20 protein-coding genes, 1 pseudogene and 1 riboswitch are annotated in these 22,987 nt (G+C 71.4%); of the genes and pseudogenes, 8 read left to right on the top strand and 13 right to left on the bottom strand.

From position 1 onward, the window contains the following. Window positions 1-52: 52 nt before the first annotated feature. Window positions 53-982 carry a LysR substrate-binding domain-containing protein gene (locus ACFWU9_RS23630; protein WP_384321503.1) on the bottom strand — a complete coding sequence of 310 codons (930 nt, stop codon included), beginning with the start codon at window positions 980-982 and terminating at the stop codon, window positions 53-55. A 73-nt stretch (window positions 983-1,055) separates the two neighbouring features. Here ACFWU9_RS23630 and ACFWU9_RS23625 point away from each other — a divergent pair, with 73 nt between their 5' ends. Beyond that, entirely contained in the window at window positions 1,056-2,132 is a 1,077-nt protein-coding gene (locus ACFWU9_RS23625) for a DMT family transporter (protein WP_384321501.1), read from the top strand. Here ACFWU9_RS23625 and ACFWU9_RS23620 read toward each other — a convergent pair. Next, entirely contained in the window at window positions 2,123-3,454 is a 1,332-nt protein-coding gene (locus ACFWU9_RS23620) for an aminotransferase class I/II-fold pyridoxal phosphate-dependent enzyme (RefSeq protein WP_384321499.1), read from the bottom strand. The genes ACFWU9_RS23625 and ACFWU9_RS23620 overlap by 10 nt on opposite strands. 35 nt (window positions 3,455-3,489) lie before the next feature. On the opposite strand from ACFWU9_RS23620, the gene ACFWU9_RS23615 reads away from it, so the two are divergent. After that, on the top strand, window positions 3,490-4,182 hold the full coding sequence (locus ACFWU9_RS23615; RefSeq protein WP_384321497.1) for a pyridoxamine 5'-phosphate oxidase family protein: 693 nt from the start codon (window positions 3,490-3,492) through the stop codon (window positions 4,180-4,182). 75 nt (window positions 4,183-4,257) lie between these two features. Here ACFWU9_RS23615 and ACFWU9_RS23610 read toward each other — a convergent pair whose 3' ends face one another. The 3 genes from ACFWU9_RS23610 to ACFWU9_RS23600 form a co-directional block, all read right to left on the bottom strand. Continuing rightward, window positions 4,258-5,238, bottom strand: a complete 981-nt coding sequence (locus ACFWU9_RS23610) for a DMT family transporter (protein ID WP_384321646.1) — start codon at window positions 5,236-5,238, stop codon at window positions 4,258-4,260. A gap of 167 nt (window positions 5,239-5,405) precedes the next feature. After that, complete coding sequence (locus ACFWU9_RS23605; RefSeq protein WP_384321495.1) at window positions 5,406-6,431, bottom strand: DMT family transporter; 1,026 nt, start codon at window positions 6,429-6,431, stop codon at window positions 5,406-5,408. 84 nt (window positions 6,432-6,515) lie between these two features. Continuing rightward, the gene (locus tag ACFWU9_RS23600) at window positions 6,516-7,067 is read right to left on the bottom strand and encodes a Clp protease N-terminal domain-containing protein (protein ID WP_384321493.1); all 552 of its coding nucleotides are present in this window, start codon (window positions 7,065-7,067) and stop codon (window positions 6,516-6,518) included. A gap of 253 nt (window positions 7,068-7,320) precedes the next feature. On the opposite strand from ACFWU9_RS23600, the gene ACFWU9_RS23595 reads away from it, so the two are divergent. Beyond that, window positions 7,321-7,515, top strand: a complete 195-nt coding sequence (locus ACFWU9_RS23595; RefSeq protein ID WP_384321491.1) for a hypothetical protein — start codon at window positions 7,321-7,323, stop codon at window positions 7,513-7,515. A gap of 79 nt (window positions 7,516-7,594) precedes the next feature. Here ACFWU9_RS23595 and ACFWU9_RS23590 read toward each other — a convergent pair whose 3' ends face one another. After that, window positions 7,595-8,212, bottom strand: coding sequence for a PadR family transcriptional regulator (locus ACFWU9_RS23590; protein WP_384321489.1), 618 nt, complete (start codon window positions 8,210-8,212; stop codon window positions 7,595-7,597). 351 nt (window positions 8,213-8,563) lie between these two features. Here ACFWU9_RS23590 and ACFWU9_RS23585 point away from each other — a divergent pair, with 351 nt between their 5' ends. Then, window positions 8,564-9,385 carry a PhzF family phenazine biosynthesis protein gene (locus tag ACFWU9_RS23585; RefSeq protein WP_384321486.1) on the top strand — a complete coding sequence of 274 codons (822 nt, stop codon included), beginning with the start codon at window positions 8,564-8,566 and terminating at the stop codon, window positions 9,383-9,385. 35 nt (window positions 9,386-9,420) lie between these two features. Here the strand turns inward: ACFWU9_RS23585 and ACFWU9_RS23580 are convergent, their stop codons facing one another. Next, a complete protein-coding gene (locus tag ACFWU9_RS23580) occupies window positions 9,421-10,200 on the bottom strand; it encodes a CPBP family intramembrane glutamic endopeptidase (protein WP_384321485.1) in 780 nt (259 codons plus the stop codon). A 184-nt stretch (window positions 10,201-10,384) separates the two neighbouring features. On the opposite strand from ACFWU9_RS23580, the gene ACFWU9_RS23575 reads away from it, so the two are divergent. Next, window positions 10,385-12,133 (top strand): substrate-binding domain-containing protein, encoded by a 1,749-nt coding sequence (locus ACFWU9_RS23575; RefSeq protein WP_384321483.1) that lies wholly within the window; start codon window positions 10,385-10,387, stop codon window positions 12,131-12,133. A gap of 86 nt (window positions 12,134-12,219) precedes the next feature. On the opposite strand, the gene ACFWU9_RS23570 is transcribed toward ACFWU9_RS23575, so the two are convergent. Continuing rightward, window positions 12,220-13,752 (bottom strand): glutamate--cysteine ligase, encoded by a 1,533-nt coding sequence (locus ACFWU9_RS23570; RefSeq protein WP_384321481.1) that lies wholly within the window; start codon window positions 13,750-13,752, stop codon window positions 12,220-12,222. A 501-nt stretch (window positions 13,753-14,253) separates the two neighbouring features. Between ACFWU9_RS23570 and ACFWU9_RS23565 the strand changes: the two genes are divergently transcribed. Together ACFWU9_RS23565 and ACFWU9_RS23560 are read left to right on the top strand one after the other, a co-directional pair. Continuing rightward, a complete protein-coding gene (locus ACFWU9_RS23565; protein WP_384321479.1) occupies window positions 14,254-14,880 on the top strand; it encodes a hypothetical protein in 627 nt (208 codons plus the stop codon). 366 nt (window positions 14,881-15,246) lie between these two features. After that, a complete protein-coding gene (locus ACFWU9_RS23560) occupies window positions 15,247-15,453 on the top strand; it encodes a DUF5999 family protein (protein ID WP_384321477.1) in 207 nt (68 codons plus the stop codon). 136 nt (window positions 15,454-15,589) lie between these two features. Here ACFWU9_RS23560 and gcvP read toward each other — a convergent pair whose 3' ends face one another. Then, window positions 15,590-18,475: an aminomethyl-transferring glycine dehydrogenase gene (gcvP, locus tag ACFWU9_RS23555; RefSeq protein ID WP_384321475.1), complete on the bottom strand. Its 2,886-nt coding sequence runs from the start codon at window positions 18,473-18,475 to the stop codon at window positions 15,590-15,592. A gap of 180 nt (window positions 18,476-18,655) precedes the next feature. Further along, window positions 18,656-18,752, bottom strand: a riboswitch (glycine riboswitch). 112 nt (window positions 18,753-18,864) lie between these two features. Here gcvP and ACFWU9_RS23550 point away from each other — a divergent pair. Beyond that, a pseudogene (locus ACFWU9_RS23550) lies at window positions 18,865-19,239 on the top strand (PRC-barrel domain-containing protein); the annotation flags it as partial. Between the two features lie 89 nt (window positions 19,240-19,328). Here the strand turns inward: ACFWU9_RS23550 and ACFWU9_RS23545 are convergent. The 4 genes from ACFWU9_RS23545 to ACFWU9_RS23530 all read right to left on the bottom strand — a co-directional run bounded on the left by ACFWU9_RS23545 (window position 19,329) and on the right by ACFWU9_RS23530 (window position 22,921). Continuing rightward, on the bottom strand, window positions 19,329-20,786 hold the full coding sequence (locus ACFWU9_RS23545; RefSeq protein WP_384321473.1) for a DNA polymerase IV: 1,458 nt from the start codon (window positions 20,784-20,786) through the stop codon (window positions 19,329-19,331). A gap of 83 nt (window positions 20,787-20,869) precedes the next feature. Beyond that, entirely contained in the window at window positions 20,870-21,436 is a 567-nt protein-coding gene (locus tag ACFWU9_RS23540) for a MerR family transcriptional regulator (protein WP_384321471.1), read from the bottom strand. A 205-nt stretch (window positions 21,437-21,641) separates the two neighbouring features. Continuing rightward, a complete protein-coding gene (locus tag ACFWU9_RS23535) occupies window positions 21,642-22,115 on the bottom strand; it encodes a bifunctional nuclease family protein (protein WP_031232239.1) in 474 nt (157 codons plus the stop codon). A 53-nt stretch (window positions 22,116-22,168) separates the two neighbouring features. After that, on the bottom strand, window positions 22,169-22,921 hold the full coding sequence (locus tag ACFWU9_RS23530) for a MerR family transcriptional regulator (RefSeq protein WP_384321469.1): 753 nt from the start codon (window positions 22,919-22,921) through the stop codon (window positions 22,169-22,171). Window positions 22,922-22,987: the final 66 nt, after the last annotated feature.

Here is a 22,987-nt window from a genome sequence, read left to right as displayed (position 1 = left end):
GGACATTCTCCCGAAGGAACTCTCCTCCGAGATTCTTTCGCCGGAGGAACGGTCAGCCCCGAGGACCTGTCGTCTCCGCGGTCCTCACCCCCCGCGCCGCTTCGTCCAGCGCCTCGACCGCCGCCCTGATCGACGGGCGGCGGTCGGCGTCGGTGCGCCACACCGCGTAGATGTGCCGGAGCGTCTTCTGCCGTACGGGGAGGGCCACCACACCGTCGGGCAGCCGCCCGCGCCCCAGCCGTGGCGCCACACAGACCCCCAACCCCGCCCCGACCAGCTCCAGTTGGGTGTGCTGCTCACCGGCCATGTGCTCGATGCGCGGCTCGATCCCCTTCGAGCGGAGCGTGAACACCAGCCACTCGTGGCAGAACTCGCCCGTCGGCCAGGACACCCACGAGTCGTGCGCGAACTCCTCCAGTTCGACATCCGGCCGGTCCGCCAGTGGATGACCGGCGGGCATCGCCACATCGGCCACATCCTCCAGCAGGGACGCGGTCGTCAGCCCGCCGGGCACCGGCAGCCGCTTGTTGTTCCAGTCCAGTACGACGGCGACATCGATATCGCCCCGCAGGACCTGGCCGATCGCGCCGTCCGGCTCCAACTCCCGTGAGCTCACCCGCAGATCCGGGTGCGCCTTGCGCAGCGAGGCGAGCGCGACGGGGAACAGCCCCCGGGCCGCCGTGGGGAACGCCGACAGCCGTACCTCGCCCGCCACCTGGCCCCGGCGCGCCTCGATGTCCGACTGGGCGAGTTCCACCTGGGAGATGATCCGCGCGGAGTGGTCGGCGAGCAGCCGTCCGGCGTCGGTGAGCCGTACGCCCCGCCCGTGCTTGGTCAGCAGTTGCTGACCGACCTCCCGCTCCAGCTTGGCCATCTGCTGCGAGACGGCCGACGTGGTCACATGGAGCCCGTCAGCGGCGCCGCTCACGGAGCCGTGCCGGGCGAGCGCGTCGAGGATCCGCAGCCTCTCCAGATTCAACATGTAAGCGATACTACGCAGACGGGTCGAGATATTCTCGCTTGTCCTAAGAGGTTACGGCCCCCATCGTTGCCGTATGACCACAGCGACCCCGCCGCGCCCTGGACCCATCGGATCCACGTCGCCCCTTCTCCCGCCCGGCCGTCGAGCCATCGACTGGCGCGTCCGGTTCGGCCTGCTCTCGCTCGTGTGGGGGTTCAGCTTTCTGTTGATCAAGGTGGGCACGGACGGCTTCGCGCCGTTCCAGGTGACGTTCGGCAGGCTGTTCTTCGGTACGGTCGTCCTGGCCGTGGCGATCGCGGTACGGCGCGAGCGGCTGCCCCGGGGGCTCCGCACCTGGGGCCATCTCACCGTCGCCGCGCTGATCCTCAACGCGGTGCCGTTCTCGCTCTTCTCCTACGCCGAGCTGAGCATCCCGTCGACCCTCGCCGGCATCTGCAACGCCACCTCACCCCTGTGGGGCATGCTGCTGTCGCTCGTGGCGCTCTCCGAGGACCGCCCCACCCGGCGCCGGGTCGGCGGCCTGGGCCTCGGCTTCATCGGCGTACTGACCGTGCTCGGCGCCTGGCAGGGCTTCTCGGGCCTGGACTTCGGCGGCACGGCCATGGCGCTGCTGGCCTCGCTCTCGTACGCGGTCGGCTGGATCTACGTACGCCGCACCCTGGCGGACAGCAGCAGCTCGCATCTCTCGCTCATCGGCGCGCAGTTGTTCATGGCCACTCTCCAACTGGCCGTGGTCACACCACTGTTCACCGATCTGCCGACGTCCTTTCCGGTGGTGCCGCTGCTCGCCGTGGTCGCCCTCGGCGTTCTGGGAACGGGCCTCGCCCTGCTGATCCAGTACGGCCTGGTCGCCGAAGTGGGCCCGACGACCGGCCAGATGGTCACGTACTTCGTCCCCGTCATCGCGACCGCCGCCGGTGTGGCGGTTCTCGACGAGCCGCTGCACTGGAACACCCCGGTCGGCGCGGTCATCGTGCTCGTCGGCGCCGCGCTGACCCAGAGCAGGGGCGGCACCAGGGGCGGCGGCTCGCGCACCGCGCGAAAGTCCCGTCCGAAGCCGGAGCCCACACAGTCTCCGTCACCGGCGCCGACGAACTCGGCCGCGGCGCCGACGCCAACCCCCGCCCCGATCACGGCCGATCAGCCGTAGCTCCGTGCCGGCGCGGCGCCCGCCGCGCCGGCCACCGCGTCGGCCACCGCCTCGATGTCGTCGGGCGTCAGGCCCGACACCGTCAGCCGTACCCCCGGCCCGGCGGAGAGGCGGAACCGCGCCCCGGGCGCGACCGCCCAGCCCGCGTGCAGCAGCCGCGCCACCGCACCGGTCTCCTCGGCCACCGGCACCCACACGTTCATCCCGCTCCGCCCGTGCGCCTCGACACCCCGCTCGGCGAGCGCCGCCACCAGGGCGTCACGCCGTTCGCCGTACGCGCGCGCGACCTGTCGGGGGTCGACCGCGTCCGTCGACCACAGCTCAACGACCGCCCGTTGCAGCAGCCTGCTCACCCAGCCGGGCCCCAGCCGCTGACGGCCCGTCACCCGGTCGACGGTCACGGTGTCCCCGGTCAGCACGGCGAGCCGCAGATCGGGGCCGTACGCCTTCGCCGTCGAGCGGACGAGCGCCCAGCTGTCGGTGACCCCGGCCAGCGGATGCAGGGGCACATCGACGATCCGGTGCCCGTGGTCGTCCTCGATGAGGAGTACGTGGGGATGGACCGCCAGTACCGTACGCAGCTCCCGCGCGCGGGCCGCGCCCACCACGGCCCCCGTCGGATTCTGCGCCCGGTCGGTGACGACGACCGCCCGCGCCCCGGCCCGCAGCGCCCGCTCCATCCCGCCCGGCAGCGGCCCGTCGTCGTCCAGCGCCATCGGCAGGGGTCGCAGCCCCAGCGCGGGCACGAGGTCGAGCAGGCTGCCCCAGCCCGGGTCCTCGACGGCGACGGCGTCCCCGGGCCGTAGATGGGCGGCGAGTACGCGCTCGATCGCGTCCAGGGAGCCGGAGGTGACGGCGACCGGCCCGTCGGGCACACCGTCCTCGTCCAGCCCCGCGCGGGCGAGCCGCGCGAGCTCGGGGAGGACGGCCGCGTCCCCGTACCGCCCCGGACGCTCCGCGTGCTCCCGCGCCGCCACCGCGAACGCGTCGTGCAGCGGCGGCAGCAGCGCCGGATCCGGATTGCCGTCCGACACCTCCCGTACGCCTGCGGGCGCGTCGACCCGGATCGAGCCGCGTGAGGTACTCGAAGGCCGTGCGCGCACCCGGCTGCCCCTGCGGCCCGCCGTCTCGATGACACCCCGGTCGCGCAGCGTGCGATACGCGGCGGCCACCGTGTTCGGATTGACCCCCAGCCCTTGCGCCAACTCCCTCAGGGGAGGCAGCGGTTGGCCGGGCGCCAGCTCTCCGGCGCCGATTCCACGCTCCACGCTCTCCGCGATCTCGGCGGCGCGCCGCCCTGCGATCCGATACTCTCCTAGCACAAAGAAGATTATGCACTAGTACATAGGAGCAGGCAATGTCCGAACCCGTCACCACCGGCACTCACGGCGCCGCCGGCGCCTACCGCCCCACGGATCGCACGGTCCCCACCCGCTCCGTCGCACGCGCCTCGTACGACCGCGAGCTGGTGCACGGGATACTCGACGAGACGTATCTGTGCCATCTGGGATTCATCCGCGACGGCGCTCCCGTGGTCCTGCCCACCCTCTACGCCAGGGTCGGTGAACGGCTGTACATCCACGGATCGACCGGCTCCCGGCCCCTGCGGATGGCCGGCGACCCGGCGGACCCGGGCCTCGCGGTCTGTCTGACGGTCACCCATGTCGACGGTCTGGTGCTGACGCGGTCGGCCTTCCACCACTCGGTCAACTACCGCTCCGTCGTGGTGCACGGCACCGCCTACCAGGTGACCGACCTCGACGAGCGGCGCTCCGCGCTCGACGCCGTGATCGACCAGGTGGTGCCCGGCCGCTCCCACGACACCCGGCCCGCCAACGCGAAGGAGCTGGCGGCGACCGCCGTACTGAGCCTGGATCTCGACGAGGTCTCCGCCAAGGTCCGCGGCGGCGGCCCGACGGACGACCCCGAGGACCTGTCGCTTCCCCACTGGACCGGTGTGGTGCCCCTCGTACGCGGACACGGCACACCGGTCCCGGCCGATGACCTGGACCCGGCGGTCGGCCTCCCCGACTATCTCTCCGTGCTCTGACCCCGACCCGTGCTCTGATCCCGGCGGGCGCCGCGGCGGTACGGACGGAAGCTCAGCGCCCGCCGGGCGCCGGCGTCACGCGGGGACGTCCGCCTTCCGCCGCTCCGACGCGAGGCGCGCCTCGGCGGTGGCGAGCCCCACCACCGCGGCGAGCAGCAGCAGTGTCCCCACCACGGTGGCGGCGGTGAGGCGCTCCCCCAGCAACGCGACCGCGATGACCGCCGCGCTCACCGGCTCAAGGAGCATGATCACGGAGACCGTCGCGGCGCGTACGACGGCCGCGCCCGCGAAGTACAGGGCGTACGCGAGAGCCGTCGGCACCGCCGCGACGTACAGCAACAGCCAGAGCACCTGGGCCGGTTCGGTCGTGTGCGGCAGGAGCCCTTCGCCCGCCGCGAGCGGCACGACGCACAGTGCCGCGACGGCGAAGGCCCAGGCGGTGGTGGCGAGCGAGTCGGCCCTGCCCCCGTCGCGGCCGAGCGCACGGGTGAGCAGGGTGATCGCCGCGTAACCGGCGGCGGCCAGCACGGCGTAGGCGATCCCCAGGGGGCGTACCGTCGCCCCGTCGCCGCCGAGTACCAGGACGGTGAGGCCGGCGAGAGCGCCGAGGACGGCGATCAGACCGCTGCCGCCGAGCCGTTCGCCCATGGTCAGCCGGGCGCCGAGCGCGATGAGCACGGGGCCGGCGCCGAGGGTGACCACGGTGCCGACGGCGAGTCCGGTCTCCTCGACGGCGGCGAAGTACGCGCTCTGGAAGACCGCGAGGCCGGTGCCCGTGACGAGGATCCGGGTCAGCCGGCGGCGGCGCGGTTCGGTGGCGGTCTCGGGCAGCGGACCCGGCGCCGCGCGCCTGCGGCGCAGCGCCAGCGCGCCGAGCAGCAGGACGAGCCCGCCGACGCAGCGCCAGAAGGAGAGGGAGAGCGGACCGATGTCGCTGACGCGGTAGACCAGCGAGGCGGCGGCGCCGGCGGTCCCCCAGGCGACGCCGGCGACGGCGAGGTAGAACAGGCCGCGGCCCGCGGACAGGCCGGGGGCAGCGATGGACGGTACGGAAATCGACACGTGACTTCTCCGTGTACGGAACGGTTTGGTGGTCGCTCACTCCGTCTTGCGGGCAGCGACGAACCGCTCGGGGACTGCCCGAGCCCGGTCTACGTCAACGGATGGCCGCCCGCGCTCAGGCGGCGGGAGGCGGAAGTACGGTCTGCGGCATGATCGGCACCCTATGTGGCGCCCCGGCCGGCGGACAACCCGTCGCCCTCACCGACCACTTCGGGCACACCGCCGACGACGTGCGGCCCCACTCCCCCGCCCTCTCCCCCCGACCGGGCCGTCGGCGTCGACGTCTGAGCGATGAACGCGCCGACAAGCACCACAAGACCGCCCAGGATCTGCGGCGCCGAGAGATGCTCGCCCAGCAGGACCCAGGCCAGCACGGTCGCGATGACCGCCTCCAGACAGGCGACGACCCCCGCCACCTGCGGCGAGAGCCTTCGTACGCTGATCACACCGGTGCCGTACGCGAGGACGGTCGCCACGAGCACGATCCACCCGAGCAGCAGCGGCGCGGCGACCGACGTCCCGTCCATGTCGGCGCTGCCGGTCAGCAGAGACCACTCCATCCCCCAGGGCCGGGCGATGACGGTGAGAACCGCTGTGCCGATGAGCAGCCCGTACGCGATGACACCCAGCGGATCGACGGCGTCGGCCGGGTCCGCCGACGGGTCGCCGCCCTGGTCGGACAGGAGGAAGTAGCCGACCTGGCAGCAGGCCGCGCCGAGCGCGAGCAGCAGCCCGACCACTTCGAAGGAGAGCCCGGCCCACACCTCCACGACACAGGCGAGCCCGCCGACGGCCAGTACGACGCCGACGGCGGCGGCGCGGCTGACGGGCGTGCGCCGGACGAAGCGCACCCAGAGCAGTACCAGCGCGGGCGCCAGGTACTCGACGAGCAGCGCGACACCGACGGGGATACGGGAGAGAGAGGCGAAGTAGAAGGCCTGCACGCCCGCCACGGCGAACATCCCGTAGCCCGCGAGCAACGCGGGCCTGCGGCGGACCAGATCGCGGTGGCGCCAGGCGAGGGGCAGCATCACGAGCGCGGCTCCGGCGACCCGGAGCCAGACCACATGGAGCGGATCGAGCCCCGCCTCGATCAGCGGCTTGGCCGCGACACCTGATCCGCCGAACGCGAAGGCCGACAGGAGCGCGAGTCCCAGGCCGACGCTTCTCCCCTGAGACGCGTGCATGGACACATCATGTCAGTCGGCGTCAGGAGCGTCGCCGCTTTCACGCCTGTCGAGACGGACCATGACTCTGCGCCGAGCGAACGGTCACACTCCGTAGGAGGCGTCGGCGATCCGGCCGGTGAGCGCCCGCGCGTCGACCCCGGCGCGCTCCAGCACCTCGACGGCGCGAGAGGCGGGGTCGGAGGCGAGGGCGGTGAGCAGATCGAGACCGCCGGCCTGCCGCTCGCCACGCCGTCGGGCGCGTTCGACGGCGCCCTCCATGACGGTGACCGCCGACGGCGACCAGCCCGGGACCGCGGGTGTGGAGACGACCGGGACCGCGCCCGAGTCCTCCACCGTCCCCTGCCAGCGCAGCCCGTAGCCGATGCTCCGCTGGACGAGATAGCCGAGGACACGGGCGACCTGGGGCCCGCCGTCGAAGGCGACGCGCACCTCGGAGTCCGATTCGAGGAGCGAGTGGAGGAGATGGGCGGTGTCGATCTGCCGGTCACCGTCGCGATGCGCCCTCCTGCGGGCTCCCGACACGACGGCCGCGAGCTCGGCGGAGAGTCCGGCGTCGATGTCCGCGCGGATCGACACCGCGGAGACAACGGTCGAATCGGACTGTTCGGGCAACCACGGGGTAGGGCTCTGCACCCTCCCACCTCATCAGCCGACCGGCCCCGAAAACATCCCCGGCGGGAAGCATTCGAGCATCCCACCGAAGTTGGGCACGGGAGTACGACCTCTCCTCCTTGCGAATGAGATCGGGCATCGACACGCCTCCGCGGCGCGCGCCGCCTTGCCTCGCACGCCATATACGCCATGTACGCCATGTACGCAACCGTCACGCCGGGCCCGTCGTCCCTCTCGTACAACGATGTCGCGACGACCGCCGGGAGCTGATCCGATGTACTGGATGGTCGCCCTGCTCGCGGTCGACGGGCAGCAGTACGTGTACCGCGTGTACGCGCCCGCCGACGCCCTGCGCGGTGATGTCTTCTGGGCCGCGTTCCACTGCCACGACGAGGGCCCGCACCCCCGGGCGAGCGACCGTTTCGACTCGGCGGAGTTCTGGCGGCTGCTTCCGGCGGCCCGGACATGAGTGGGCCCCGTGACGGTCTCGGTGATCGTCACGGGGCCCGGCGGGCCGTTGCCCGTACTCGCCCTCAGGTCCTGATCGCTCAGTCCTCGTCGGCGAGGATCAGATAGAGCTTCTTACGGGCGTCGTTGATGACGGCGAGGGCCTTCTGCCGCTGGTCGGTGGAGCCGGTCTTCCAGACCTGCCCGAACGCCTCCATCAGACCGAAGCCGGCCTGCCGGATCTCGTTCATCGTCTCCCAGTCGACACCGCGCCCGGCCTCTTCCCAGGGCGCCTCGGGCCCGGATTCGGCCTCGGCGCGACCGGCCTCGGTGAGCGTGAAGAGGTTCTTGCCCCCCTCGCTCCGGCTGGCGATGAGCCCTTCGTCCTCCAGAAGCTGGAGGGTCGGGTAGACCGAACCGGGGCTGGGGCGCCAGGCGCCTCCGCTGCGCTCGCCGATCTCCTGGATCATCTCGTAACCGTGCATCGGCCGGTCCTTCAGCAAGGCCAGGATCGACGCGCGCACATCACCGCGCCGCGCCCTGCCCCTGCCTCCACCTCGGCCCCGGCCGCCGCTTCCGAAGGGCCCGCCGAACGGCGGCCCGAAGTTCGGCCCGAACGGCCCGAAGGCCCCGCGCCGCCCCGCGGACTCCCCCCGGCCTCGATGGCCGGGCCCGCACTGCCCATGTCCGTGTTCCTGCTCGTGTCCATGTGAACGCATCGCTACGCTCCTTCCATCGATGATCAGTCGCGAACCTATCGCGATGCCTCAACGATATATCGGAACAGCTCGCTAGGCAACAACCTGCCGACAACACCACCAGCGCACTGCCGGAGAGCCCGGCGCAGCCCCTCCACGCGACCGGTCGGGGAGCGGCCCTTCATCGAGTCGGAGACCATCGACCACCTCGTCGCCGTCGAGCAGCGCACCGGGATCACGCGGGACCGCGTACGCGAGATCGCCAGGGGTCTGCGGCATCCGGCCCGAATCAGCGCGGGCTCGGGGATTTCCGGGCCAGCCGCGCCGGATTGGCCTTGGTCCGCGGGGCCCGGCATCTCCTACCGTCGGCGCATGCGAATTCGAATCGTCGACGCCTTCACCGACCGGCCCTTCGCCGGAAACCCCGCCGGGGTGCTGCTCCTGGAGTCGGGCCCGTTCCCCGACGACTCATGGCTTCAGCGGGTCGCCAGGGAGGTGAACCTCTCGGAGACGGCGTTCGCCCATCCCCTGCCGCCGGGCGGCGACGCGGACTGGGCGCTGCGCTGGTTCACCCCGGCCACCGAGGTCGACATGTGCGGACACGCCACCCTCGCCACCGCCCACGTCCTGCACACCGACGGCATCGCGACCGGCCCGATCCGCTTCACCGCGCGCTGCGGAATCCTCGCCGCGACCGCGCGCGAGGACGGCGCCCTGACGCTCGACTTCCCGACGTCCTCGCTGACCCCGCTCACGCTGCCGGACGGCGTCGCGGCGGCCCTCGGGGCGGTCCCCGTCTCGGCGCACGACACCGCGGAGCACATCGGGGATCTGCTGGTGGAACTGGCCGACGAGCGGACCGTACGGGAACTGACCCCGGACATCCGTGCGCTCGCCGGCCTCTCGCGGCGCGGCATCATCGTGACGGCCGCCGCCGAGGACCCGGACAGCGGCTACGACTTCGTCTCGCGCGGCTTCTTCCCCGGCGTCGGCATCGACGAGGACCCGGTCACGGGCAGCGCGCACACGGCGCTCGCCCCGTTCTGGTCGGCGCGGCTCGGCCGTACCGACCTGGTCGGCCTCCAGGGCTCCGCCCGTACCGGACTCGTCGCCACGTCACTGCGCGGCGCGCGGACTCTGCTCACAGGCCACGCGGTCACGGTCATCGACGGCGAACTGCTCGCGTCCCCCTGACCCCTGACCCGCCGCGCGGCTCCCGGGCGCGTCGCCTACGGCGTCGGCAGCCAGCTCACATGCCCGGCGAGCAGCGCGTATCCGACGAACGCCACGATGTCGAGCAGCGAGTGCGCGACCACCAGCGGACCCACCCGGCCCCAGCGGCGGTAGGCCAGCACGAACACCACGCCCATCACCATGTTCCCGATGAAGCCGCCGATGCCCTGGTAGAGGTGGTACGACCCGCGCAGCACCGAACTGGCCACCAGGGCGGCCATCGGTGTCCACCCCAACTGATCGAGTCTGCGCAGCAGATACCCGACGACGATGACCTCTTCGAGTACGGAGTTCTGCACCGCGGACAGGATCAGTACCGGGAACTTCCACCACACCTCGGGCAGGGACTCCGGTACGACGGTCAGATTGAACCCGGCGGCGCGCGAGCCGATGTAGAAGGCGAGGCCCGCGCTGCCGATGCCGGCCGCGATCAGCGTGCCGCGACCGAGATCCGGCCAGGGCCGGCGCCGGTCGAACCCCAGATCCCGCAGCCCGCTCCCCTCTCTGAGCAACAGGTGCGCCACCAGCACCACAGGAACCAGTGCGGTGGTGATTCCGAACAATTGCCAGGCAAGATCCAGCCAGGGGCGCCCCGGGGCCTGCGAACCGTTGAGCGTCGCCGCCTGGTCGCTCAGCCCGCCCGGCTTGGTGACCGACCCGACAAAGCTGATCAGCGCCGACACCCCGCTCGCCCCCAGCGAGAGCGCGAGGACGATCAGCACCTCGGACCGCAGCATCCTGCGCGACAGGCCTTCTTGGGGAAGGGAATCGGCCACGCGGCCCGCCTCCGTCTGCACAGTTGCCTCCAGTTGACTAATCGCGCCTCAAGCCCCTTCCCGCCCCGCTAGGGTCTCGAATGCGGGTACGAAGATCGCACGCGACAGGCCGGGGGGCGGGCGCCATTCAGCGGGCCGAGGCCCCCCATTTTCCTTGTTCAGGCCAAGGAGGGGCACCACCGCCATGGAACGTCACAGCTTGCCCGACGACGGAACGACGGACAGCACCAGGGGCCGTCGTCCGCGCCGTCGCAATGTACTGATCGCCACGGCGGTGCTGCTGAGCCTGGCTGCGGGGACCGGTATCGCGGCGGCGAGCGGCATCCTGTCCTTCTCCGACGGCTGCGCGGGCGCCGCCGTACAGATCGACCTGGCGGCCTCACCGGACATCGCCCCCGCCGTACAGGCCGTCGCCGACACCGCGCGGCGCGACGACATCACCTCCGACGGCCGGTGTATCGACATCCGGGTGGACGCCCGTGAGAACCATGAGATCGCCGACGATCTCGCCACCGGCACGACCGCCCACGAGTACGAGGCCTGGCTGCCGGACTCCGACGTCTGGGTCGAACGCGCGCTGACCGCCGGCGCCGGTATCGCGCTGACACCCGTCGGCAACGCGGCGGCCACACCGGTGGCGCTGGCGGCGGTCCCCTCCGCCGGCACCCGGCTCGGCTGGCCCGGGAAGACGTACACCTGGGCCGAGTTGACGGCGGCCACCACCGGCAAGGACGCCGTACGGCTGGGCGCGGCCGACCCGGCGCGCAGTGCCACCGGGCTGCTCGCGCTCAGCAGCGTCGTGGCGTCCACGCGCGAGGCCGATCCGGACGGCGACACTCTGATCGCCGCGACCGCCGAGGCCCTTGCCACGCGCGTGTCGGACTCCGACGCCCGGGTCGTCCCGTCCCTGGCGCGGAGCGGCGTGGACAGCGCCGCGAACAACGAGGCGCTCTTCCTCAGCGAACAGGCCGCGTTCACCCACAACTCCACCGACGGAGGCGTCTCCGATCTCCAGTTGTTCTATCCGACGGACGTGGCACCGGTCCTGGACTACCCGCTGAACCTCGTCAACGAGCCGGAGCTGACGACGGACGAGAGCCGCGCGGTGTCCCGGTTCATGTCCCTCCTCAACGAGGAGGAGGGGCAGCGCACGATGGCGGAGCACGGCTTCCGTACGGCCCACTCCGCCGTGGGCGACGACCTGGTCCGGGTGGCCGGGGGCCGTGCGCCCCAGCCGTACGCGCTGACGAAGGCGCAGCCTCCTACCGCGGACACGGTCGAGGAGACGCTCGGCATGTGGACGGTGGCCGTGCAGCCCGCCCGGCTGACCCTCGTGGTCGACACCTCGGGCTCGATGTCCCAGCCCGTGCCGGGCAGCGACGGCGAGTCCCGGATGGAGGCCACGAAGGACGCGGTGCTCCGGACGCTCTCCGGTTACACGCCGGACGACGAGATCGGCCTCTGGGACTTCGCGGCCGGCTCCGACGACGGCGAACTGGCCGGGACCGCGCCGCTCGGCGAGCGCGCCAAGGGCGACGCCACCCACCGGGAGAGCCTCTCGGACGCCGTCGGGGCCCTGACACCCTCGGCGGCGGGTTCGGGGACGACCGGCATGTACGACACCACGCTGGCCGCCTTCAAGGAGGCGCAGTCCTCGTACGTGAGCGGCAAGTGCAACGCGGTCGTCGTCCTCGCCGGCGGCACGGACACCGACACGGCGGCCCGCACCGACCTCATGGACGACCTGCGGAAGCTCGCCGACCCCAGGCGCCCGGTCCCGCTGATCACGATCGCCGTCGGCCCGGACGCGGACCCCGAGTCGATGGACGAGATCGCGCGGATCACCGGCGGCGCGGGTTACGAGGTGGAGGACCCGGCCGGCATCCGGTCGGTCCTGACCGAGGCGATCCTCTCGTTGGGGGCCGACCGGTAACGACGGGCGCCGGGCACCGCGGGCCCGGGCACCGCGGGCGCCGGGCACCGCGGGCGCCGGGCACCGCGGGCCCGGGCCGGGGCCCCTCAGACGGAGATGTCCGGCATCCGCGACGGCGCGGGGAAACCCACCGGCCAGGTGTGCACCGGCTCCCCCTGATGCATCAGCTCGGCGTAGCGCCGGGTCGTGGCCGCGAGCGCCGCCTCCCTGCGGAGCCCGGCCGCCCTCGCCCGGTGAAAGGTGTCCACCTGCCACGAGGCGCCGTTGACCAGTCTCTCGCAGCGTCCCTCGATCACCCCGAGGTAGAAGTCGCGGTCGGCCGGCTCCACGTTCCACGCGTCGAGCCCGGCGGCGGCGAGCGGCAGCAGCTCGTCGCGGACGAGCCGGACCGCCGAGACCTCGGTGACCCCGCTGCCCGTCCGGCCGTTACGGGGCCAGCGCAGCCGTGCCTCGATGCCGTCGCGGCACGCGGTCTCGAAGTTCCGCGCGGCGGTCTCGAACGGCAGCCGGGTCCAGACCGGTCTGGAGTCCTCGGCGAGCGCGCGGACGAGCCCGTAGTAGAAGGCCGCGTTGGCGACGACGTCCGTGACGGTCGGCCCGGCGGGCAGTACGCGGTTCTCGACCCGCAGATGGGGCTGTCCGTCGGCGACGTCGTACACGGGTCTGTTCCACCGGTAGACGGTGCCGTTGTGGAGCACCAGTTCCGCGAGGCGCGGGATACCGCCCTCGGCCAGGACGCGGTGCGGATCCTCGTCGTCCCTCATCTGGAGGAGCGGCGGGAAATAGCGCAGGTTCTCCTCGAAAAGGTCGTACACGGATTCGATCCAGCGCTCCCCGAACCAGGTCCTGGGCCGTACGCCCTGGGCCTGCAGCTCAGGTGGCCGGGTGTCGGTCGCCTGGAGGAAGAGCGGTGGCCTGGATTCACGCCACAGCTCTTTTCCGAACAGGAATGGCGCGTTGGCGCCGACGGCGATCTGTACGGCGGCGACGCACTGCGCGGCGTTCCAGACGTCCGCGAAGCGGTCGGGCGTGACCTGGAGGTGCAACTGCACGGACGTACAGGCCGCCTCGGGCGCGATCGAGGGTGATGTGCAGGTGAGACGTTCGACGCCGTCGATGTCGAGCACGAAATCCTCGCCCCGCGCGGCCACCATCCGGTCGTTGAGAAGGGTGTAGCGGTCCGCGTCCGAGAGGTTCGAGGAGACCACGTCGTCGAGGGAGAGCGTCGGCAGAATGCCGATCATCATGATGCCCGCGTCGACCTCGTTGGCTTTGCGATGCGCATATCCGAGACCCGTGCGCAGTTCTTCTGCGAGCTGATCGAGAACGCGTCCGCCGAGCCGGTGCGGGGCGATATTCACTTCCAGGTTGAACATTCCGAGTTCGGTCTGGAAATCACGGCTCGCGATCCGTTCAAGAACTTCCGCATTCATCATCCGGGGCATCCCGTCGGAACCGGCGAGATTCAGTTCGATCTCCAGACCCATCAGATTCCTGGGCCGGTCGAAGCGCCTCTCCCCCAGGAGCCGCCCCAGCACCGCCAGGCACTGCTGGAGCTTCCTGCGGTATTCCTGCCGATCGGACACGCCGGTACCGTCCGATTCGACCTTCTCCCCCATCGGATGGTCCCTCCTTCCGGTCGGCTTCCCGGCGGCCCCGGGCATCGCTTCACGATCGATAGTGCCCAGACTGGGTGATCCATAACGCCCCGTTTACGTGCCGCACCGGGTAGAGTGGACAGAACGGCCTCCAGGCACATTCCCTGGGCATGGACAGTGAGCAATTTCACTCACCACGCGGTCGACGAAAACGCCGACCAGTTTCGGCCTACCGCTCGGGCCGAATCATCCCAGGCCACACGCGCCTGTTCCGCGTTCATCTGACGGTTCATCGAAGCTGATTCCGTGCGAGATGGACCGGATATCGCCTTGACGCAATAAGGGCGACAGACGGAAGAAACATTCTGTGAACACACGTCGTATAAACTCTGTGCGAACGAGGCAGAGAGTTGAAGCCCGGCCACGGCCTGGAGCAAACCTCTGACCACGTGCGCCGACAGCGACGTCCGCACCCGCACCTTCGACGCATCACTGTGCCTACTGAGCGAGAGGCAACCCACCATGCCGCTGCATGTCTCCCCGGCTCCAGCGCCCGCCCTGCGCAGCGTCCTCGCGGCACTCGGTTCTCCCACCGCAGTGCGCGAGGCCCGAACGCCCGCTCTCCGGTCCGTCCAGGGACCGCTGAGCCCCGAACTGCCCCTTCCGGTACACGTACTGGAACAGATCACCCCGAGCAGCGACGCGCCGCAGACCAGACTGGCCGGCTGGCGTTTCCTGATCCGCAGCGGCGAGCGCGCCGTCGCGGCGGCGGACACGATGCTCACCCCCGACGGCTGGGCCTTCTCACGCTTCTTCGAGGGCCCCTACATCTCCGCCACGGAACGCGCGCTGCGCCAGGCCGAGACCGTGAAGGCGCCGTACCAGCCCCGGCTGCTCTCGGTGCCGGGCCTGTACATGCTCACCCTCTGGCTGCACCAGGACGTCGAGTCCGACGCCTCCGTCGGCGCTCCCGCCCCGGCCGACCTGCTGATCCCACTCGCCCCCGCCCCGCCCGGCATCGCGGCCCACCGGCCGCACCGTGTCGCCGACCTGCTTCCGACGATGGGGCTGCGCCTTACGTCCGCGCTCTCGGCGCCCCCCGCGACGGCGTCCACCAGCGCGCCCGCGCCCCTGCTGACCACCGGCTGAACCACACCGGCGGTCCGTCTCCGGACAGGCTGCCTCCCGACCGACTCCCAACCGCCCCACGCGCCCTACACTGCCCCGTGACCCCTCAACGGTCACGGGGCTCCTGTTTGGTCGCGGGGGACCGCACCGCGCTCGTCCGGACTAGTCCGGACGGGTCACCCCGAACCACCCGAAAGGACAGCCGAGTTGGGCTGAACCGTCCGGGCGGGTGACACGTCCTTAAGCAGAGACAAGCGCTGCCGCGAAATCCCTGCGGATCGACGTCCGTGGGGCAACACTGGGGTACGGATCGAGAGAAACCGGGGGGCGGCCATGACCACGTCGAGCCGCAGGACACACACCACGACGCAGCGAAAGAAACCACCCATGTGCCAGCACCAGCCAGCCTGTCCGACCGCCGAATCAGCCGACCGGGAGGCGGCCCGTCTCGCGGCTCACCACCCCGAGCAGGGCTGGAGCCTGCTGTGCAACGGCGTCCTGCTCTTCGAGGACACCGGTGAGCTGCTGCCCGACGGCCAGATCATCGCTCCGCACCGGCCGTACGGGAGCGGGCAGGTGATGACGGCAGCCTGAGCCGTCCGTACAAGGGGGCCGGCCGGAGAACTCACTCCGAACCGGCCCCGATGCATGTGCTCCGCCGGGTGCCCCGAGCGCCCGACGTACGCCGTCCGTCCGCGCACCGCACGGCCCGACGGCCCCGCGTGGTCCGTCAGTTGTCGTACTCGTCCAGCGGCGGGCAGGAACAGACGAGATTGCGGTCGCCGAACGCACCGTCGATCCGGCGCACCGGAGGCCAGTACTTGTCGGCCGCGGAGACCCCGGCCGGGAAGACCGCCTCGTTACGGCTGTACGCGTGCTCCCACTCCCCGCCCAGCGCGGCGGCCGTGTGGGGAGCGTTGCGCAGCGGATTGTCGTCCGCCGGCCAGTGGCCCGACGCCACCTTCTCGATCTCCGCGCGGATCGCGATCATCGTCTCGCAGAACCGGTCGAGTTCGGCGAGGTCCTCGCTCTCAGTGGGCTCGATCATCAGCGTGCCGGCCACCGGGAACGACATCGTGGGCGCGTGGAACCCGTAGTCGATGAGCCGCTTGGCGATGTCGTCGACGCTGACGCCGGTCGACTTCGACAGCGGACGCAGATCAACGATGCACTCGTGCGCCACGAGCCCGTGCGGCCCCGTGTACAGCACCGGGAAGTGCGGCTCCAGCCGCTTGGCGATGTAGTTCGCGGCCAGTACGGCGACCTGGGTGGCGCGCTTGAGGCCCTCACCGCCCATCAGCCGGACGTACGCCCAGGAGATCGGCAGTATGCCGGCCGAGCCCCAGGGAGCCGCCGAGATCGGGCCGACGCCCGTCTCCGGGCCCGCGGCGGGCTGGAGGGGGTGGTTGGGCAGGTACGGGGCGAGGTGGGCGCGCACGCCGACCGGGCCGACGCCGGGGCCGCCGCCGCCGTGCGGGATGCAGAAGGTCTTGTGCAGGTTCAGGTGCGACACGTCCGAGCCGAACCGGCCCGGCTTGGCCAGCCCTACCAGCGCGTTGAGGTTCGCGCCGTCGACGTACACCTGGCCGCCGGCGTCGTGCACGGCCGCGCAGATGTCGCCGATGTGCTCCTCGAACACCCCGTGCGTGGACGGGTAGGTGACCATCAGGACGGCCAGTTCGTCGCCGTGCCGCTCGATCTTGGCGTGCAGGTCCTCGACGTCGACGTCACCGTCCTCGCGCGTCTTCACGACGACGACCCGCATACCGGCCATGACGGCGCTCGCGGCGTTCGTGCCGTGCGCGGACGACGGGATGAGGCAGACGGTGCGTCCGGTGTCGCCGTTGGCGCGGTGGTACGCCCGTACGGCCAGCAGCCCGGCGAGCTCCCCCTGGGAGCCGGCGTTGGGCTGGAGGGACACCGCGTCGTAGCCGGTGACCTCCGCCAGGCGCTCCTCCAGCTCACGGATCAGCGTGAGATAGCCCTGCGCCTGGTCGGCCGGCGCGAAGGGGTGCAGCGCGGCGAACTCCGGCCAGGTCACCGGCTCCATCTCGGTGGTGGCGTTGAGCTTCATGGTGCAGGAGCCAAGAGGGATCATGCCGCGGTCCAGCGCGTAGTCACGGTCGGCGAGCCGGCGCAGATAGCGGAGCATCGCCGTCTCGGAACGGTGCTGGTGGAAGACCGGGTGCGTGAGGTAGTCGTCGGTGCGCAGCAGTGTCCGCGGCAGCGCGTCCCCGGACTCGGCGTCCAGCGCCTCGATGTCGCCGGTGACCCCGAAGGCGGTCCACACGGAGGCGAGTTGGGCGCGCCCGGTCGTCTCGTCGCAGGCGAGCGAGACATGGTCGGCGTCGACGAGGTGGAGGTTGACCCCGCCCTCGCGGGCGGCGGCCACGACCTGGGCGGCGCGGCCCGGGACGCGGGCGGTCAGTGTGTCGAAGTAGGCCTCGTGCACGATCTCGACGCCGCCCGCGCGCAGCCCCTCGGCGAGGACGGTCGCGTAGCGGTGGGTGCGTTCGGCGATGCCGCGCAGCCCGTCGGGGCCGTGGTAGACCGCGTACATCCCGGCCATCACGGCGAGCAGCACCTGCGCGGTACAGATGTTGCTGGTGGCCTTCTCGCGGCGGATGTGCTGCTCGCGGGTCTGGAGCGCCAGCCGGTACGCCTTGTTCCCGTCGGCGTCCACGGAGACCCCGACGAGCCGTCCGGGCAGGTTGCGGGCGAACTTCTCGCGTACGGCCATGTATCCGGCGTGCGGTCCGCCGAAGCCCATGGGGACGCCGAACCGCTGGGTGGTGCCGACGGCGATGTCCGCGCCGAGCTCACCGGGTGAGGTGAGGAGCGTGAGGGCCAGCAGGTCGGCGGCGACGGTGACGACGGCTCCGAGCTCGTGGGCCTGCTCGATGACGGGCCTGAGGTCCCGTACGGCGCCCGAGGCGCCCGGGTACTGGAGGAGCACACCGAAGACACCGCGTTCGGCGGCCTCGGCGGGGATCCCGTCGGCCAGGTCGGCGACGAGGACGTCGACGCCAGCCGGTTCGGCCCGGGTGCGGATCACCGCGACGGTCTGCGGCAGGGCGTCGGCGTCGACCAGGAAGACCCCGTCCTTCACCTTGCCGACCCGGCGGGCGAGCGCCATGGCCTCGGCGGCGGCCGTGCCCTCGTCCAGCAGGGAGGCTCCCGAGGTCGGCAGACCGGTCAGATCGGCCACCACGGTCTGGAAGTTGAGCAGGGCCTCCAGGCGGCCCTGGGAGATCTCGGGCTGGTACGGCGTGTACGCGGTGTACCAGGCGGGATTCTCCATCACGTTGCGGAGGATCACCGGCGGCGTGAACGTGCCGTAGTAGCCGAGGCCGATCATCGGCGCGAGGACCTGGTTGCGCTCCGCGAGGGACCGCAGCTCGGCCAGCACCTCCGCCTCGGTGCGCGCGGCGGGCAGAGCCAGTGCCTCGGCGCTCTTGATCACGTCGGGCACGGCGGCGGCGGTCAGCTCGTCGAGGGAGCCGTAGCCGACCTGCGCGAGCATCTTCGCCTGAGCGGCCGTGTCGGGTCCGACATGGCGCTGCTCGAACGGAATTCCTCGCTCCAACTGCGAGAGGGGTGTGCGATGGGCTGTCATACGGGAGGCCTCCTGGTCTGGCGCGACCTGCGAGGGGCACCGATACACAGGTGCCCGGACGGCCTCCCCCTCTGTCACATCAACCTGAGAGTTTCACCGGACCGCCGCGAGAGACAGGCCGACTTTCACCGTCGGTGAGAGCGGATGCCGTCCGACACCTGCTCTGCTTTCCAGAGTGACCTCGTCCATGCGGTACGGGGGCCTGAGAGTTTCCGGGGAGGATTTGCTCCTTCGGCGCCTCCGGCACTCTCGCCGGACGCTCTCCCGCATGGGGTCTACAGCCACTGGCCAGCCTACCAGCGAGTTCCCGCCAGGGCCTTCGAGTGGCCGATACCCCCGATGTGCCCTTTCTTAGAGTGAGGGAGCATGTGCGACCAGTTGGAGGGACCGTGCAGACCGACATCGATCCGCGCAGCCTGATCGGCCGCAAGGCGTACGACCGCGACGGGCACAAGATCGGTACCGTCGACGAGGTGTATCTGGACGATGCCACCGGTGTGCCGGAGTGGGCGGCGGTGCGGACCGGGCTCTTCAGCCGGGACGCGTTCGTGCCCCTGGCGCCCAGCACCTACCGCGACGAGTCCCTGCACATCCCCTACGAGCGCGGGCTGATCAAGGACGCACCGGACTTCGGGGTCGGCCGCCATCTCTCCCCCGACCAGGAGATCCAGCTCTACCACCACTACCGGCTGGCCCTGCCGGAGCCCGCGGCCCCCGAGCGCCCGGCCGACCGCGACTTCGGCCAGGTGGCGGGCCGCGACGACGACGCCCGCGCGGACGACCGCTCCGAGGACCGCTCCGAGGACCGGGAAGAATCCGGCCACCGGCGGAACCCGGCCGACCCGCCCAGGCCCTAGCCCTCCGTCTCGGTCTCCGCCGGGTCCGGCGCCGCCGCGACCAGGGGCAGCGGTTCCGAGAGCTCCAGATCGGGATCGTCCGTACGGAAGGTCCGCACCCGCCCGGGCACGGCCGACGTGGGCTCCTCGAACCGTACGGTGACCCGCCCCACCCCACTCCCCTGCACCCACCCCGCGCCGAACTCCGTATGCCGCACGTCGTGCCCCGCCGGCCAGTGCCTCTCGGTGACGGCCGCCGCGTCCGCGTCCGCGTCCGCGTCGGGCCCCGGCGGCGCCGCCTCGGGCTCGTCCTGCGCCGCCCCGGTGTCCGGCTCCCGGGCCGGGCCGACGCCGCCCTCGGACCGCTCCGCCCGTCCCGCCTCCGATGCCTCCGCCGCGTCCGCCGCCGCCTGCGCGAAGAGGTCCTCCTGTGTGAAGTCCGTCAGCCCCGTCACCCCCACCCCGAGCAGCCGCACCCCTCCGGTGGTGTCCAGGGACTCCAGCAGCCTCCCGGCGGCCTCACGCACCACGACCGGGTCGTCCGTCGGCCCGCGGAGCGTCTCGGAGCGGGTGAGCGTCGAGAAGTCGTACCGCCGCACCTTCAGGACGATCGTCCGCCCCGAGTGCCCGGACTCCCGCAGCCGCCGCACACAGCGCTCCGCCAGCCGGTCCACCTCCGTCCTGACCCGCACCCGGTCGTGCAGGTCGACGTCGAAGGTGTCCTCGACGGAGACGGACTTGGTCTCGCGCTCGGCCACCACCGGCCGGTCGTCGTGCCCGGACGCCATCCGGTACAGCGAGACCCCGTGCGCCTTCCCCACGAGCCGTACGAGCTCGTCCTCCCCGGCCTCCGTCAGATCGGCGATCGTCATCATCCCGGCCCGGCGCAGATGCTCACCGGTCGCGGGCCCGACCCCGGGCAGCGTCCGTACGGTCATCGGCCCCAGCAGTTCGCGCTCCGTCCCCGGCTCGATGAGCACCAGACCGTCGGGCTTGGCCTGCTCGGAGGCGATCTTCGCCAGCATCTTGGACCCGGCGAGCCCGACCGAGCCCGTCAGACCGGTGACCGCCCTGATGTCCCGCCGCAGGCGCTCGCCCATCGCACGCGCCGACGCCGAGTCGGACGCCGAGCCACCCGCCTCCAGATCGACGAAGGCCTCGTCCAGGCTCAACGGCTCCACCAGCGGTGACAGCCGGCCGAGCAGCTCCATGACCTGCTCGCTGACCGTGCGGTAGAGCGCGAAGCGCGGCACCAGATACGCCGCGTTCGGCGCGAGCCGTCTCGCCTGCGCCATCGGCATGGCCGAGTGGATCCCGAACCGCCTCGCCTCGTACGACGCCGTCGAGACGACCCCCCGGGGGCCGAGACCGCCGACGACCACCGGCTTTCCGCGCAGGCTCGGCTTCGCCGCCTGCTCGGCGGCGGCGAAGAAGGCATCCATGTCCAGATGCAGGATGGTCGGTGCGGGTCTCACGCCACCGATGCTCCCCTACCCCACTGACAATCGCCCGGGACCCGGGAGCCCGCCGTGCTCCGGCCTGTGCGGAGCCCGGCGGTTCAGACGGCCCGGTCGCGGCGCCGGCGCGCGAGTTCGTCGGCGGGATTGTGGCCGATCAGGGTCTCGCCGGTGTCGACGCGCTCCCCGTGCAATTGGGAGAGCGCCGTCTCGACGTCCCGCCAGACCACCCCGACGGCGATCCCGAAGATGCCCTGACCCCCTTGGAGAAGATCCACGACCTCGTCCGGCGACGAGCACTCGTACACCGTCGCGCCGTCGCTCATGAGCGTCATGCGCTCCAGATCGCGCGCCTCCCGGCCGCGTAGATGCCGGACGGCCGTCCGGATGTTCTGGAGGGCGACACCCGTGTCCAGGAAGCGCTTGACGATCTTCAGGAAGACGACGTCGCGCAAGCTGTAGAGGCGCTGGCTGCCCGATCCCCGGGCGGGGCGCACACTCGGCTCGACCAGCCCGGTACGCGCCCAGTAGTCCAGCTGGCGGTAGGTGATACCGGCCGCCGCGCAGGCCGTCGGTCCCCGGTAGCCGACCGTGTCGGTCGTGGGTTCGGACGTACTGCCGTGAAGCGGGTACGGGCCGTTCGCCGTACCGTCGCCGCTGCTGCTCACACCGACCTCCGTCCTTGACCTGCCCCGTCGACGGTAAGCAGTGCCCCCGGGTGCGTCAACGATCGCCACGCTGGGCACGCCGAGTGATAATCACCCTGAGAGTGGTTTGCCGTGTCCCGTCGCCGGGAAAGGCTGGCCGGATGCGCGGACGGAGTCGGTGGTGACGGCCGTCGGCCGCTCACCACTCAGGGGCTGTCGGTCCCCGTCACTGGCTGTTGGTCCCGAAATCCTCCGGCGAGATCTGGTCGAGGAACTCGCGGAACTTCTCCACCTCGTCCTCCTGCTCGTCGGGGATCGCGATGCCCGCGTCGTCCAGCACCCCGTCACTGCCGTAGATGGGCGTACCGGTGCGCAGGGCGAGCGCTATGGCGTCGGACGGCCTCGCGCTCACCTCGACACCGCTCGCGAAGACCAGCTCCGCGTAGAAGACTCCTTCGCGCAGGTCGGTGATGCGCACCTGCGTGAGTTCCTGGCCCACCGCTTCAAGGACATCCTTGAAAAGGTCATGGGTCAGTGGTCGGGCCGGTGCCATGCCCTGTTGGGCGAAGGCAATAGCGGTAGCTTCCCCAGGCCCGATCCAGATGGGAAGGTACCGGTCGCCTCCCACTTCACGCAGGAGCACGATCGGTTGGTTGGAGGGCATTTCCACCCGGACACCCACGACGTCGAGCTCGTTCACACAGCAACCCTAGGACGTGCCCGGTCGGTTTGGGTAGTCGGACTCCCCCAAGATCAGGTAAGCCGGACACCGAGAGCCGTCTGTACCAGTGCCGCGTGCAGCCTCACCGAGAGCGCCGCCAGCTCCCTCGTGGCGGCCTCCGCATGTGCCCTGGTCTGCGGATTACGGTGCCGGCGCAGGGGCGCGACGACCTGCTCGACCAGTCCGGCCTCACGGTCCGCGGCGGCTTTCACGGCGCGCAGATGCCGTGGTTCCAGACCGAATCTTCCGAGTTCCGCGACAAGTTTCGCCACGGTCACGGCCTCGGAGTCGTAGCCGCCGTCCGCCATCGGGGCGATGAGACCGTACGCCTCCCACTCGTCCAGCTCGCTCTCGGCGGCCTCGGTGGCCGCCAGCAGCTCGGCACGGCCGATCCTCGGGGCGGTGGGCGGCGCGGACTCCGGGTCCCACGTGGAGGCGATGAGCTCCCGCTGGGGCCCCTGCGAGGCCTGCGCGGGCAGAGGGAGCCGTTCACCTCGCGCGACGGCGTCGAGATGCTCCCTGATGACTTTCAGGGGCAGATAGTGATCCCGCTGCATCCGCAGGACCTGGGTGAGGCGCTCGACGTCCTCGGGGCTGAACTTCCGATACCCGGAGGGGGTCCGCCGGGGCTCGACGAGGCCCTCGGACTCCAGGAACCGGATCTTGGAGATGGTGACCTCGGGGAACTCGTCCCTGAGCTGGTTCAGCACCATGCCGATGCTGGCCAGTGGTTCACCCGTGGGGGGGGGGGCGGGGGCGGGCCCCCCCCGCGGGGGGGGGGGCATGGAGCCTGGCAGTGGGGGGTAACCCCCCCCGTGGGCGCCGGGTATAACACCCGGGTCATTTGGAAA

This window comes from Streptomyces sp. NPDC058653, from assembly GCF_042716895.1.
Lineage (GTDB): Bacteria > Actinomycetota > Actinomycetes > Streptomycetales > Streptomycetaceae > Streptomyces.
This window is presented reverse-complemented; position numbering and strand designations above follow the sequence as displayed.